The 13,847-nt window shown below is 58.7% G+C and carries 12 protein-coding genes; 1 reads left to right on the forward strand and 11 read right to left on the reverse strand.

Going from position 1 to position 13,847, the window contains the following annotated elements; all coding sequences use genetic code 11:
• Positions 1-54: 54 nt before the first annotated feature.
• The 11 genes from HB780_RS18495 to HB780_RS18545 form a co-directional block, all read right to left on the reverse strand.
• Positions 55-1,551: a TniQ family protein gene (locus tag HB780_RS18495; protein WP_183694739.1), complete on the reverse strand. Its 1,497-nt coding sequence runs from the start codon at positions 1,549-1,551 to the stop codon at positions 55-57.
• A complete protein-coding gene (locus HB780_RS18500) occupies positions 1,544-2,500 on the reverse strand; it encodes a TniB family NTP-binding protein (RefSeq protein WP_183694742.1) in 957 nt (318 codons plus the stop codon). Before HB780_RS18500 ends, HB780_RS18495 begins: the two co-directional genes overlap by 8 nt.
• Positions 2,497-4,890: a hypothetical protein gene (locus tag HB780_RS18505; protein ID WP_183694745.1), complete on the reverse strand. Its 2,394-nt coding sequence runs from the start codon at positions 4,888-4,890 to the stop codon at positions 2,497-2,499. Before HB780_RS18505 ends, HB780_RS18500 begins: the two co-directional genes overlap by 4 nt.
• The gene (locus HB780_RS18510; protein ID WP_183694748.1) at positions 4,887-5,657 is read right to left on the reverse strand and encodes a hypothetical protein; all 771 of its coding nucleotides are present in this window, start codon (positions 5,655-5,657) and stop codon (positions 4,887-4,889) included. Before HB780_RS18510 ends, HB780_RS18505 begins: the two co-directional genes overlap by 4 nt.
• 76 nt (positions 5,658-5,733) lie before the next feature.
• Positions 5,734-5,892: a hypothetical protein gene (locus HB780_RS18515; protein WP_162740613.1), complete on the reverse strand. Its 159-nt coding sequence runs from the start codon at positions 5,890-5,892 to the stop codon at positions 5,734-5,736.
• 82 nt (positions 5,893-5,974) lie between these two features.
• Positions 5,975-6,934: a hypothetical protein gene (locus HB780_RS18520; RefSeq protein WP_183694751.1), complete on the reverse strand. Its 960-nt coding sequence runs from the start codon at positions 6,932-6,934 to the stop codon at positions 5,975-5,977.
• 294 nt (positions 6,935-7,228) lie between these two features.
• Positions 7,229-9,187, reverse strand: a complete 1,959-nt coding sequence (locus HB780_RS18525) for an AAA family ATPase (RefSeq protein ID WP_183694753.1) — start codon at positions 9,185-9,187, stop codon at positions 7,229-7,231.
• Between the two features lie 40 nt (positions 9,188-9,227).
• On the reverse strand, positions 9,228-9,839 hold the full coding sequence (locus tag HB780_RS18530) for a hypothetical protein (RefSeq protein ID WP_183694756.1): 612 nt from the start codon (positions 9,837-9,839) through the stop codon (positions 9,228-9,230).
• Positions 9,840-10,080: 241 nt separating this feature from the next.
• Entirely contained in the window at positions 10,081-10,554 is a 474-nt protein-coding gene (locus HB780_RS18535; RefSeq protein WP_183694758.1) for a hypothetical protein, read from the reverse strand.
• A 219-nt stretch (positions 10,555-10,773) separates the two neighbouring features.
• On the reverse strand, positions 10,774-11,115 hold the full coding sequence (locus HB780_RS18540; protein ID WP_183694761.1) for a hypothetical protein: 342 nt from the start codon (positions 11,113-11,115) through the stop codon (positions 10,774-10,776).
• 185 nt (positions 11,116-11,300) lie between these two features.
• Positions 11,301-12,533: an RDD family protein gene (locus HB780_RS18545; protein WP_183694764.1), complete on the reverse strand. Its 1,233-nt coding sequence runs from the start codon at positions 12,531-12,533 to the stop codon at positions 11,301-11,303.
• Between the two features lie 466 nt (positions 12,534-12,999).
• Between HB780_RS18545 and HB780_RS18550 the strand changes: the two genes are divergently transcribed.
• A complete protein-coding gene (locus HB780_RS18550; protein WP_286203140.1) occupies positions 13,000-13,548 on the forward strand; it encodes a class I SAM-dependent methyltransferase in 549 nt (182 codons plus the stop codon).
• Positions 13,549-13,847: the final 299 nt, after the last annotated feature.

A 13,847-nucleotide genomic window follows, 5' to 3' on the forward strand; every position in this document is an offset into this window, starting at 1 on the left:
ACTGATTTTCTGCAAAAACGGACCGTGCAGGCATGAGAATGGTCTTTCTATGCTTCATTCGCTAGGTTCCTCGCTATTGAGATCGACAATTGGCTGCTGTGGTCGGGCGGCGGGTCGACCACAGCCGACGGAAACATGAAGCCCGCGGAATCCCGCGCGGCCCGGATCGACGCGCAGAACGCCGATCTCTCCTTTCAGGATGGCGACCACCACGTCGCCGACACGACGGTTTTGAGCGCGGCAGTATGCCCGGAACTTCCTCGACGCCCCGGACGACGTCAGGGGGATTGCAACAAGGCTCCGAAGAATGTCGTCGACCTGGCGATGCAGGAACCTCAGGCCGCGGACTTCGCCGGACATACGCGCGATCGGGCTGAAATAACCGGCCGACACCAGTGGTGCGATTTCCCAACCCCGGATGCCAAGCAGTTCAGCCGCCTCGTTCCTTGTCAGCAACGCGTCGATTTCCCGCCTGATCTCGGCGACCTGAGAGGAATCGAAGGAGACCCGGCGGCGGCCACGCCTCTCGGCGTCAACTGTACCAAGGGCGCTGACGAGGCTGGCGAGACCGCGACGGTCCACCCCGAGATCGCTTGCCAACGCAGTCAAGCTGATCAAACCGTCGTCATTCGCATCGAGCACACGACTTCCGGTCAGAACGGCGGCATGCGCCTTTCGGAATACCGTCAACAACATTCGGCGTGTCGCCACGTCAGGAAGGGAGCGGGCCTGAAGATACGCCCAGCCAAACACGTTCGAATAGGAAGCGTCGATTTCGGCGCTCGATAGGTTCTTGGATAGCCAGCTGGAGATCACCGTCACGAGATGCGTCCGGTCAGCACACAGGGCGCGATAGCCGACATCCACCGTGCGGGATGTCAGATCGGGGATCGCGTCCAGTTTCTGGTTCGACACGAGGCGGCCGATGAGGTGGCATACGTCGACCGCATCCGTCGCGTCGAGCCTGTCGAGCAGCGGCGCTGTCCAGCGCTCTTCATAGCCCATGCGCATCAGCAGGTAGGCTGCCAGCGTCCCGCGGCGCAGGGTTTTCGGCATAGGGGGGCATGCCAGACCGTTTCCGCTTTTAGTGACATCGAACCTCGGCCACCACCAGCCGACCGGACTGTTGTCGATATCGCGATCGGCAAGCTCGATGTCATGGTAAGGGCAGCGCCGCAGAGCGACGATGTCCCACCAGCTCCGGTGATAGGCCTTCTCGGCAAGGCACGCCGCGCACCAGCGCCGCGTCGAAAACGAAAGGTCACGCCGGGCAAAGCGCTGGCCTCCGAGCCAATACGATCCGTCCTTTTCCATGGGAGTGGCATGCGCCAGACCCCGACGGCGCTCGTCGGTGATGGGCAGGCGAGAGACGACCTCGAGCATCGCCGCCGGCACAATGTTGCGACCATTGACCTCGATCCAGTTGGAGTAGACGCGCATGCTGTCGTGTCCCTCGTCGTCCACGAGGCGGCAGAAGTAGCCGTGTGCTCCTTCCACCTTCCCGGGTTCGATGGCCCAGTTACTGAACGGTGACATCAGGCGGTCATACATGGCGCGCGCCTCCGCGGCCGAACGGAACGTAGTTGGCGTCCAGCGAGAGACGCTCGGCGGCGGCACGACGCAAGTGCTGGAGGGTGATGCGCGGACTGTCGTCGTTAATGGCGAAGAAGGCCGCAGCGGTGATGACGTTCATCGGCCAGCCGATAGTGCCGCGGCAGATATGGAAGAAATCGGCGACGTAGTCGTTCTCCCCGAGACCTGAAAGCTCGCGGAACGGCAGGAGGCGGTCGACGCCATGGAGGAAGTACTGGAGGCGTTCGCGGTCCTCCACGCTGTTCTGGTCGTACTTGCGCATGCGGAAGCGAGGGAGACCACCGCGCCCTTCAATTTCCGGCATTTCCGACATGGCGGGTTCGATGGCGGGATGTCCTGCCAGCAGGACGTTGCAGAAGCGACGGTCGGCGACGTATTTCACGAGGGACATAGCGACGGTCCGGCGCTGGCCAGGATCGTTGAGGATCGCATGTGCGTCGTCGATAATGAGAAGCCTCACGCCCATTTTCATGAGCCTCGTCGTCGCCATTTTGTTGATCGTGGCCGCCGAGAGGTTGGGGATCGCGGCGGCGGCCGTCGCATCGTAGATTTCCCGGCCAAGCGACATCGAATTCCAGTCGCGGCGGGCCTCAATGTAAAGCACCGGATACTGGTAGCCCGTTTCTGCCTGGACCGGAGGGTGCTTGCTGGCGAAGTACTGCAGGACGAAAGATTTGCCGCTGCGGTAGTCGCCGAGAAGCGTTCCAACCTGGCCGACATCGGGGGTGCCACCCTCGACAGGCATATGGAAACGCTTGATGTCCTTGAACCGCGCGAGGAAGTCGTCACTGCGAAAGAGGACGTCGCGCACCATGGCCTGGCGCTCGGCAGGAGGACTGGACGCCGCTTCGACGCGCTGCTCGGGGGTCACCATCGGGGTGACGTTAAACTGCGGGAATACCCTCATTCGTCTTCTCCTTCGCTGTGGAACTTGCTGAATAGGTCCGCTGCGGACGCGCGGACCTCGGTTTCGGTGCGGCCGTCGAGCGGCGGCGGCGCGACCTGCGTGCGCCGGGAACGAGGTTCGATGTCTGCGGCATGTCCGGCAAACGGATCGCTGGAGATCGGCACGACATGACTGTCATCGGAGGTCTCGGGGCCAGGCGTAAAGATTTCCGCAGGCGTGTTGCCGCGCCGGGACTCGGCGTCGATGCGGGACCTGTTCGTCGGAGCTGGTTCGAACGGCTCATCGATGCGCATGCGCTCCGAGCTTGCCGCCGCACTGTGGACGGGATCGACGATGCGGCTGCGGGCGAACTTGCGCTTGAGACCGGCGAAGAAGCGTTCGAAGTTATGCTTGACGCGCATCTTCTCCCGGCGCTTGTTGAGTTCCTTGATTTCGTCAGTCATCGTGTCGCGAAGAGCGAGGAGGTTCGTCACCGACGCAGCGTCCTCATTCATCCGCTCGCGGTAGACCTTCTGGATGGCGCGGTGGCGGGCGAGCGTCATGCCCGTGGCGTAGGCGGCATCCGAGCCGCAGATCGGCACCTCAATGAAGGTCGGCGGATTGACGTGGTGATTGACCATCCAGATGCGCGCAAGGTCATTCGGATCGCGGACGCATTTGTACTTCGTGGTCTCCGAACGATCTCCGGCCGCGCGGTGCTTCGGGTCGGCCATGAGGACGGCCAGCCCCGGATCGGCGTAGCGCAGGCTATCCCACAGGATGCCGTCGTTTTGGATCGTCCTGTAGGTGAAGTCGCCAGCGAGCCGCGCGAAAACAAGCGGATCGACAGGGCGACGGGGTGGTGCCTGCTTGATCGTCGCGGCCCACTTGTCGTTCGGGATCGCCTTCATCGATCGGAGGACGCCGATGCCCTTGACGGGCCGCGTATGGTACTTCGTGGCGAAATAGGTCAGGAGCCATGCGTTCAGCTCCGACAAGGTGAGGACCGGCAGGCCCGCCATTCTGGCGTCGTCGTAGAGCTTCTGCCGCTGGGGGTTGGAGAAGGTCGACCCTGGCGCGATGTGGAGGACGTCCTGGTTGATAACCCTGAACGTGCGTTCGATGCCACCTTTCTCCCATCCGTGGGAGCCGCGATATTCCACGATCTGGAAGCCGAGCTGGGCGGCGGCCGAACGCATGTTGTTCGACAGGTTCTCCATCGCCAGATCGACGCCCACTTTCGCGGGAAGTCCGTACGGCAGATAGATCAGGCCGGGGAACGCGGACGTGTCCTTGGGATAGATCGCATGCTTCAGGGCGGCGAGAGTGCCGATGTAGCTCGGCCCTTCAAAGGAGATCGCGAAACCGACGACCGCGGCCGTGCAACGATCGCGGAAGATGCAGAGCCAGGGGCGATCCCAGAAAACGGGGTAGACATCGTCGATGACAGTGATGTCGGCCTGCGTCCAATCCACGTCAACGATATCCAGGGCGCTGTCGGGCAGTACCTGACGGATGTAGATGCCGAACTTCTTCTGCGCGGCCTCTGATCCGTATCTGTTTGCGTGCTTGACGAACTTGTCGACTTTGGCCCAGCGGCGCTGGATCGTGCTGTCGGAGGGACCGCGATAATTTCCGCTGCCGTCGAAGACCTCGCGGCCAACAGCCTCGTTTTCAGGGAGCGCCGCCCAATTCAGGAACAGCGTCTTCACGTCATCCCAGTCGCCTTCGGTCTCCATACTCACCTGATGGACGGCGTCTTCCAAAAGCTGTTCTGTGAGGGAAGAGAAGCTCAGAAGCTTATTGCCCGCTGACAACCGCGGTGCGAGCGCGACTAGCGCGTCGTAGCTGTTTGCGTAATAGACGACGAGTTTCTGCCTGAGACGGCTGTAGGACGGCGGCGGATTGTCGCCGACGCGTTCAGCGCGGTCGGCCGCGACCTGCAGGATCAGTTCCTTGTCCGCTTCGCGACCGCGCTTTTCGGCGGCTTCCGCGATCTCGCTAACGTAGCCCAGCCATTTCTGCGCGCTCTCGAGCTGCCAGTCCTTCAGCGCGAGGGTCAGGCCGTCGTTCACGATGCCGCCCGACGATTTATACGGCTTGAAGCGACCTTGCTGTTCGAGGGTCACGAGCTGATAGTTCGTGAGATAGAGCGTGCCGCCGCCATAGAGGTTGACGAGCGTGGCCACCGCGCCGTGATGATCGTCGGCGTCCCAGGAACGAACGGAGTAGTGTCCGACCTTACGACGTCCAGGACTGAAGATCATGTACTTCTCGTCCACCGAGATCGAAACTGGCTGGGACAGCGGGGCGGCGAAGTCGTGCTTCGGGACCTCCAGTTCGACAACGGTAAGGGCGAGCGGTAGGCTTCCGAAATTCAGGAAGTCGCTGGGTTTGCTGTAGATGCTCATCGGGCGATCTCCATCGGACGGTGACGCGGCCAGCGAACGACAGAGCGCTCGTCGTAGTGCCGCGAGAGGTCGATCTCGATCTCGCCACGGTGCACGAGCTGCATGAGGGCGGTGAAGTGGCGGTCAACTTCGTCGAGCGGCCGCGAGAAAACAGCCTCGCCGCCGCTACCGAGGGCTTGATAGACGGGGGCCGGCAGGTCCACGGCAGCACGGATGACGCCGATCGTCGAAGGAAGGCTGTTCCGGTAGATGACGTCCCGCACAGCTTCGAGCGCCATTTGATCATCTACGAAGCTGTGCTCGTACTGCCGACGCAGGTTGGTCATCCTGGGTTCGATGCGGACCGACAGCTCGGAATGTACGGCGTAGCCACAACCGTGTTCCTCGGCGTAAATTTCCTTGAGGACGCGCACCCTGTCGGCGAAACCGCGGCGCTCGTCCTGGATGGCGACAGGAACGTATTCGACAACGGTGACGTGGCCGTCATCCTCAAGCACGGCGACATCGGGAGACACCGACCTGACCTTCGAACGGCCCGAGAGGTCGTGCCAGACGGAGTACTCGAGTTTTGGCGGATAGACTGCGATCCGGACGACGCGCGGATCGGTTTCCAGATGGATCAAACCATCCATCATGAGGGGTAGTCTCGTTCTGACCCAGGATGTCCTCGCCTTGCGGGTGGGGAAGACGCCCGGGAGCGTCGGATGACGGGCGCGATCCTTGATCTGGCGGCCCGGAACATAAGGTTCGTTGAAGATGTGCTTCATGGTGGATCTCCATGGCTCCGCCGTTCGCTGGAACGGCGGTTCCCGCGGCTGGCAGCTTGTTTTCAGGGTTTGCTGTTTAGAGGCCGTGGCGACCCGGACGGTTGGATACCGAGCAGATCAACCTTGCGATCTCCTCGTCCACCGGGATCGGCATCAGGTCAGGAAGCGCGAGGAAGTCGATATCGTCGGCATCAATGAGGGTTGCGGACGAGAAAGCGTGTTTGGACAGATACATGGCGCAGTTTTCCCTTGGCCGCTCGCGAAGGCGGCGGCGTTGTTCAGAACGAAATGGAAGCGAAGCTCCGTCTGGTGCCGACCTAGACGATCCGGAGCAGGGCGTAAGCGGTCAGGCGACGCCGCCTGCCTATTCGCCCAAGGTCCGTGAACCTGGTCGTGGTGGACACCGGGGCAATGGCTGCCCCGGCGTCCGACATCCGGCGTGCGGGTAAACACAGGTCGACCTCGACCATTAACGCTTCACGCGTCATATGGCAGATAAACCGGTTTTCCGTTTGATTTCCGGGCGGTACCCGACTACATGTATGCCATGGCTTTTTACTCCATACGTGAGCCATTAGGCTGACGCCTGCTTCGAACAGGTCCAGCCGCCTCAAAGCGGGTCGCTCGCGAAAGCGGCCCGTTTCCGTTTCCAGCACTTGATCAAGGCCCTCAATAAGCCGCTCATCCATGCCGTTGACGATCATATAGGATGCAATCCCACGCATAGACAAGTCCCCGGAGACGCCCCGAGCGGGCATCAGAGCGGGCAGCAAATGGACCACCCACAACTCTGCCGCGTACGGCGGTTTTGGCGGAAATTTCGACCTTCCCCGGTCACGATCCGGATAGTAAGGAAAATTCAAGAACTCGCACACTCCACTGAATTCCTTGATAAATTCAAGAACTCGCAAGGAAACTCCTTGCCTCGTCCCATTGAGTGTTTCATGCAACCTCAAACCAAGGATTCGAGCTTTTAATTCCTTGCACCGATGCACGATAAAAGGGTTCACAGATGTCGAACTGAATCCTTGCGGGACGATCCGGGCGACCACATCGCGAACCCCATGACCTGCCCGGTACGCCGGAGTTTTCGGACTCAGATCAACCGCATCGAGATTGTTAGCAGGTGCGGATTTCGAGGCGCGCGACCATGCTGGACTGCGACATTCGGAATTCCTGCGGAGAGTCGTCTCCAATCCTTGTAAATGGGGTCGAACCATTTCGATTTTCCTTTCTAGACAAAGAATTCGCTGAAATTCCTTGGCCTTAATATTCAAGAACTCGATGCTTGTTTTTCGACGTTATTTCCTTGTGGCAGAGCGGCCGAAGTATTACCTCGTAATGACAGCACACTTGGCCAGACTGCAACCTATGCCGGTACCGACGCGAATGACGTCGCCGGGCGACGCCTGCCAACGCCTGGCAACGCGCCGGACGACACCGTAAAAAAATTTTCGAGTCTTCCGATATTTTTTTGCGGGGCGTCGCTTTTGGGGTCTTTCGCCCCCCAAAAGCCGCCCCCTCGCCGGCCAGTTTGCCCAGAACATCATCCTTCAACCTTGGAAATTCGGCTAGGACTTCCATGCACGTGTCTCCCCAGTCTGCCGTGTGTCCGCAGCCTCGACCGCCGCCCTGACATCATCGGCCGTCAGAAACTTCTCCTTGAGAAGCCGGATGTGCATGTCCAAGAGCGCATTCCTGTTATCTTGGAGCAGCGATTTTGCCCTCTCGAATTGTGTTGTCAGTGTCGCATCTACCGCTTGCTGAAGACCCTTGCGCGTCGATCTCAGCGCCGCCAGTCGTTTTGGCGTGTCCGCGAGTTCGACGGCCAAGCTGCCGCCGAAGCCCCATTTAATCTCCATCATCGTGGCCAGCTCGGTTGCCTTGTTCAGGTCGGCATCGGGGTTGCCCGCCGCGCCGCTCCCGAAGTCTCTGAACAGGAGTTCTTCGGCGGCGATCCCCGCAAGCAAAACCGCGATCTTGTTCTGGAAGTAAGTCGAGGTCTTCCTCGTGAACATACGTTCCTGGAACAGAGCTCCGCCCACGAGTTGCGGCCCTCCTTCCACTCGAACCGTTTCGCTGATCGAAACAGAGATCAGGCTATCGGCTTCCACCAGAACGCCAACGATTGCGTGGCCGAGCTCATGTGCCGCCGTGAGCCGTTGCATAGCCATCGGAATTTTCAGGGTGGGTGGCATTGCATCTTTGACGTCGGCAAAGGTCAGGTCGCGGTCATGCCGACGGGCGCTGCGGCGCGCCTGCCGGACGCACTTCTCGATATCCGCGCCAGACCAGCCTTCCGCATCCGATGCCACGATCTTGACGTCCTCGTCGGACAGGCGTCCGCGCAGATAGTAACGGAAGATGCCCGCACGTGTATCCTCGTCGGGAAGCCCGATTTCGAAATGGCGCTCAAGGCGGCCGGCGCGCAGCAGGGCTGGGTCGATCAGATAAGGGTAGTTTGTCGCGCCGACGACGATCACGCCTTCCCTTGAATGTGCTCCGTCAAGGAGTTCGAGGACAGCGTTCACGACCTGGCGCTGATAGGAAGAATTGCCTCCAGCATCTTCCGTTCGGCTTCCGATGGAGTCGAATTCGTCGATCAGAAGCACGCAAGGGCGAACCGCTTCGGCGTCTGAGAAACTCCTTCTCATTGCCTTGAGCATGTCCCCGAGATGGCCTTCGGATTGCCATTGCGCCGCAGATGCACTCACGAAGGGGACGTCGCAGGTCTTCGCCAGCGCCGCAGCAAATGACGTCTTGCCCGATCCCGGCGGCCCCGAAAGAAGGACGCCGCGATCTGCGTCTTCCCAGGTAATCGACCCGTCGCGCCATGCCTTTAGGTCCTCGGCGAGTTCCAGTCCCCAGGCCTTTGCCTTGCCGTAGCCCGACAGGTCGTGCAATGTCGGTCCTGACGGCACACCCTTGGTGACGGCTGTACTCGGCGGATAGAGGCGCATCCTCTTGATGATGTCGGCAATTGGACGTCCTTGACGGATTGCGAGCGCTGCGCGGATCGGCGGTTGGCTGGCGAGAAACGCAGCGTCCGCGTCACTGATATTTCCGAACCCCATCCGCCATGCCGCGATGCGATGGTCGCCGACGGACGGAGCAGGTAGTTCCGCAACGACGTCTGCCGCCAGGCGGATTTCGTCTTTCAGGAGCTGCTTGTCGGCAATGATGATAATCGCGCGCTTTAGCTTCTTCAGGCGTCTGAACGATTCGAAGTCATCATGCAGATCATTCTCGTCGGCCACCAGTACTGTATAGTTGTAGCCTTCCTTCGGTTTTACCCGAACCAAGTCGTCGAGGAGCCAAGACGCCGCTCGCCTATAAGAATTGAGATCCCCGCCAGGCGGCACCACAAAGGCACCGACGAATGCCGATTTCTTCTTGAGGAAGGGGCGGATAAATCGCGACATTGCGATGACCGCCAGATGAGTGGGCAGGGATAACGCATCACTCTCTTCTTCGCCGTAGGGGTCAAAATATTGCTTGGGGAGACTTCTATTATTCTTCTTGATCGTCATGGTGACCTCAGTGCTCTGGATTATGGCGCGGGTGGAGAGTTCACGCGCGTATCCGTCGCACCAACGTCTCGGGGCCGATCAACGAGCGATCCAGATCGACTTCGATGAAGCCGTTCAGGATCATGACGGCCAGTCCCGCAACGGGCTTCGTTTCGGAAAACGCCGTCAGGCTTTCCGCAACAGTGAGCGTTCCGTTTTCTTCAAGACCGGAGAGCAGCCGCAGGCGATCGCCAAGCGACACTTCGTAATTGGCGTATCGGAGAAGGTCTTTCGCGTTTCGAAGTCTCTGCCCGCCATAGATTTCGTCTCTCCGAAGCTGCCGATAGGACATCCCCATTCTACGTGCCGATGCCTCCAGCAGGCCCACGTCGACATCCCTATCGGGCGCATCCACCAACTCCAGGCAGCCGTCGGTATCAAGGGTTTCGAAATCCGGAACGTGAGCCTGATCTCCATAAGGAAGCGAGAACGGCAGGCATTTCCAGCTGACGATCACCGGATCGAAATCGAAAATACAGGCGGCGTCGCGCGAGACCTGGGATCGGTAGATGGTGACCCCGTCACACTTGATTGTGCCGACCGGATAATAGGTTCGAATAGACGCGGTTTTTCTGCTGGCGCGCAATGTCAGCGCGCGGGACGCAATACCCATAAGAGCACCTCGATAGCCATGGATGATCAGAACCGCCGACGGGCGGTTTTCGTGATCAACGTATTCGTATGAGGGCGCGGCGCTGTTCCATGAGGCGAACAAATAGAGAACAATACGTGCATAGTCAAGAGGACGCACGCGGCAAAGTTGAATTTTCGAGTTATGCCGTCAGAGCAACATCCAATTTGCGGCCGCTAGCGCCCTCATACATGCCACCCTTCAAGGTCTCCCGGTCTCTCAGTCAGGGAACAGCTAGCAATTCCACAGTTACATCAACGACATCGCTGACATCCCAGACAGCGTCCCTCGCCATGAACCGATAGCTGTTCGTGTGAGCGATATAGGATGACCCTTCTCTGATCCTGGCAGAGGGTATCAGTCCGGCCCTGGTAACTTTATAGTCGTCATCGAACAGGACAACGGCCAGAACATCGAAGCCGTCGAGATCCCGGATGGCAGAGAGCTGGCGAGACTTATTACGCTGATGGATGCGTCGGCCCTTGATCTGATATTTGATCCCAGCGAGATCGATAGCGTCATAACTCCTCGTGGAATTGCCTTGCTGTTTCCAGCCGAAAGCCGAGCAGAACAGGTATTCCGCCAAATCGCCGGTGGGATTATTCGCGCTCCGCAATATTTTCCGGTCGCGTAGCTCTTCCATGATCGCCGCGTGTATCGTCAGCAGCTCAGCCGTCGTCTTGCCTGTGAAATCCATAGATCACTTCTTTTGCTATTCTATCGAAGGCAGCGCTTTCGGTCATGTTTCCTCCGCACGCTGTAATCGGCATCAGGGCAGATCGTCGGCTATGGTCGGACGACGTTCGGGGCTTTGCTCAATGCCCGATGGCATCGAATTCGCCGTCTTTGGTTGGGGCTTGCCGCACCCCTCACCAAAGTTAAAATACGCCGCCGACTACCCCGACTTCGGCGTCCATCAAGATCCTTTGCGCTGTTGCAGGACAATGAATGCGGTATTTTGGATATTCTTCTGTTCGATGTTCTGTTGAAACCTAACATGCTGCTCATAGGTTAGCGGAGGCTCAAATGCGGCATCCACGGCAACTTTCTGCCGATTGCACGAGGGCTGGACCGCGATAGCAACCGTCATCGGATCTGACTTACCATCATCAACTTCTTTCACCGCGGCGCGAATGCATGCGATCCATTCCCTTGTAGCAGCCTCCTGCGCGCCCTTCGACTGGGCCGGATTAGAAGCAACACAGCCGACCAAGATGGCCACCGCAAGGGAGCCGATTATGTAGATGATTGCGCGCATACCGTGGACCACCGATTGAGAAAGCATCACATTACAATCGCGCAGCTAGAAGTCCACCTCCTCCAGTATCATGGGGCGCTACAAATAGCCCGATACCTATGCTTCCATGCCGTTCATATTGTATGCGAGTTCTCCAAACTACGCGTCACAATGGAAGCCGATGCAGTCTAGTCGTGTATGAGCATTCAATTCACAGTCCCGAACATGGCCTGGACAAACTTGTCTTTCTCGGCCGACTGCTGCGGAGAGCTGCCTCTGGCAAAGGTGATCGTCCTCCACGCGTTCTTGCCAGACACGACAATGGTCACCTCGACCACGCTGTCCTTGAATTTCACAGAGTTTCCTGTGGCACGCAGGCCCGGCATGCTCTGGACCGTGATCGGCCGCCATTCTGAAGTTATGGTGACGCTGGACGCTAGTGCCTGCTTGATTGCCTCCGCATAGCTGAGAGCGTTTACCCCTACGGACGGATATTGTTCGTAGCCGAAAATGGCTTCGGCCAGCAGTTCGTTCGAAGCGAAGTAAAAGGCACGGCCACCGTTGGTCTCCATTTCTTTGGGTTGCCAGGTCTTGGCAATAATCGCTGACCTATTAGTCACCGGATTAATCCAGGTCTGGGTGGTCGTCAGGTTGCGGCTAGCGTCTTCATCCGCGACCCTTAAGAAGATGTTGCCGCAGAAGACGGCCAGCGCGATGACGACCGCCAAACCGAGTCTCAGTGTCGAGGGATTGGCGATGACGATCGGATTTCCTTCGTCATAGCTCGTCGAGTTACCTGATGAGAGGCGGCGGTACTGGTGGATTTGCGTAAAAAGCGCGACGAACGGGATGCCCAGACCGAGACCGGAAGCCCACACTTGGAACTCTCTTGTCAGGAAAAACCCGACACGCTTACGACCAGTTGGGACGGACACGCGCACGCCAACGATGGCTTTGCCGATCGTTGAACCTGTCAGGATCATAGAGAGAGCGAGGAGCAGCGCGACGAATGGCAACATGAGTACGCCGAACAGACCGGAATTCATCGTGAGGAGTTGCAGGTAGATGTCGGGTGCGTAAATAGCGGTCGCAGTTCCAACACCAAATCCCAACAGCGGGACGAGTATGAGATTGTCGATGAATCTCGCCCAGAAACGGGGCCATGGCCGCGACGTGATAACGCCCCCGGGTTTCGGTGAGATAGGCTGAAACGCCGGAGGCGGCAGCCTCGGCGGGTTGACGGACGGCAGCGGCGGCGGCGGCGATACGAACGCCTTGGCAAGGTCGGGATGTTCCCCGGCGTGTTGCCAGTTATCCATTCCGTCGCGCCACACGTAGGTTTCTCTATCGATCTTTCCGCTCTTGATGAGTGAATGGAGTTCCTCGTCGCTGATGGGACCGTTTTGGTCCTGCCCTACGGCGTAATGCCAATCTGCCATGTTCTCGCCCCTGCACCCTCTGCTTAGACAACCAGCAAGAGTGCAGTGCGTCGTAAATTGCAAGTGGGTCCCGTTCTGGAAGCCAGAAGAGATCGATCATTCGATGCCGAAGCTTGCCTCGTCCCATCGAGCTTCTTTGATCCCACGCTTCGGAGTGGTCCGGTTTAGAGGGCTGACATCATTGCGGCGAAGATCACCAAATCATCATCCTGTACCCCAGAGGGTAGTTTCCCCCTCTGTTATGCGGATACTCGGTAACTGCCCATTCATACGCTCCCAAAAATGCAGTGATTCTACCAAGAGATGGGGCGATATGGTGTTTTGCAATGTATGTGGAAGTTCAAACCTAAGGGATTTCAACGGTCGACCGTCGGCGATCTGCGCGTCGTGCGGGGCGGTCGAACGCACCCGAATCCTGAAAACCATCCTCGATGCCACGGGTTGGATTCAGCCAGGTCAGCGGGTTATGCATCTCGCACCGGAATACGGCATCGGCCTATTCATCAAGAATATCGTCGGCAAGGGCTATGAGGCTTTCGACATCAGCCCGGAGCGATATCCTCCGGAACTCAATACCCGGCTCCTCGATCTGGTCACAGGTGCCGAAAAGCTGCCATCGCAGCACTACGATATCGTTCTGCATTCACACGTCATGGAACACCTTCCATGCAACGAAACCGCAGTGCTTTATCACCTGCACAGAAGTCTGAAGCCTGGTGGGAAGCATATTTTCTGCATTCCGATCCATGACGGGCACTACGAGAGCGACCTCGGAAATCTTTCAGGCGAAGAGCGGACCAGGCGGTTCCATCAGCACGATCACATCCGCCGTTTCGGTCTCGCCGACTTCCAGAACACCATCGGCATGATTTTCGATCTGAAACTCTTCGATCTCGAACGGCTTGTCGGTGCCACCCAACTGCGGTCAAACGCGATACCTGAGGAAGGATGGCGCGGCGTCTCCGGACATATGTACTACTTCGCCGAAAAGGACGACATCAAATTGAAAGAATAGCGGTTCGGGAAACGATTTTCCCTCCGGGCATCTTAGGTCGCGGCGCAAATGCCAATCGCTTCGTCGTCAACCCTGTCCTCCGAGACGTATCACATTTCACCGCCGCGGGGCCAACGCACTTAGAATGGCGGCGGCGCGAGCGAGTGACGCCTGGGCAGCGTTCAACTCGATTGAAACCTCAAATATGTCTCGGTTGGCCATCGCCAGAAAAGCATGGAGTACCGCATCCGAATTCCTTGCCAGTTGAATCAAATGCCAGCCGCCAGGGCCTCGCTCTCCAGCAAGCCAATATTTGGCTG

It is taken from the genome of Rhizobium lusitanum (genome assembly GCF_014189535.1).
GTDB lineage: Bacteria > Pseudomonadota > Alphaproteobacteria > Rhizobiales > Rhizobiaceae > Rhizobium > Rhizobium lusitanum_C.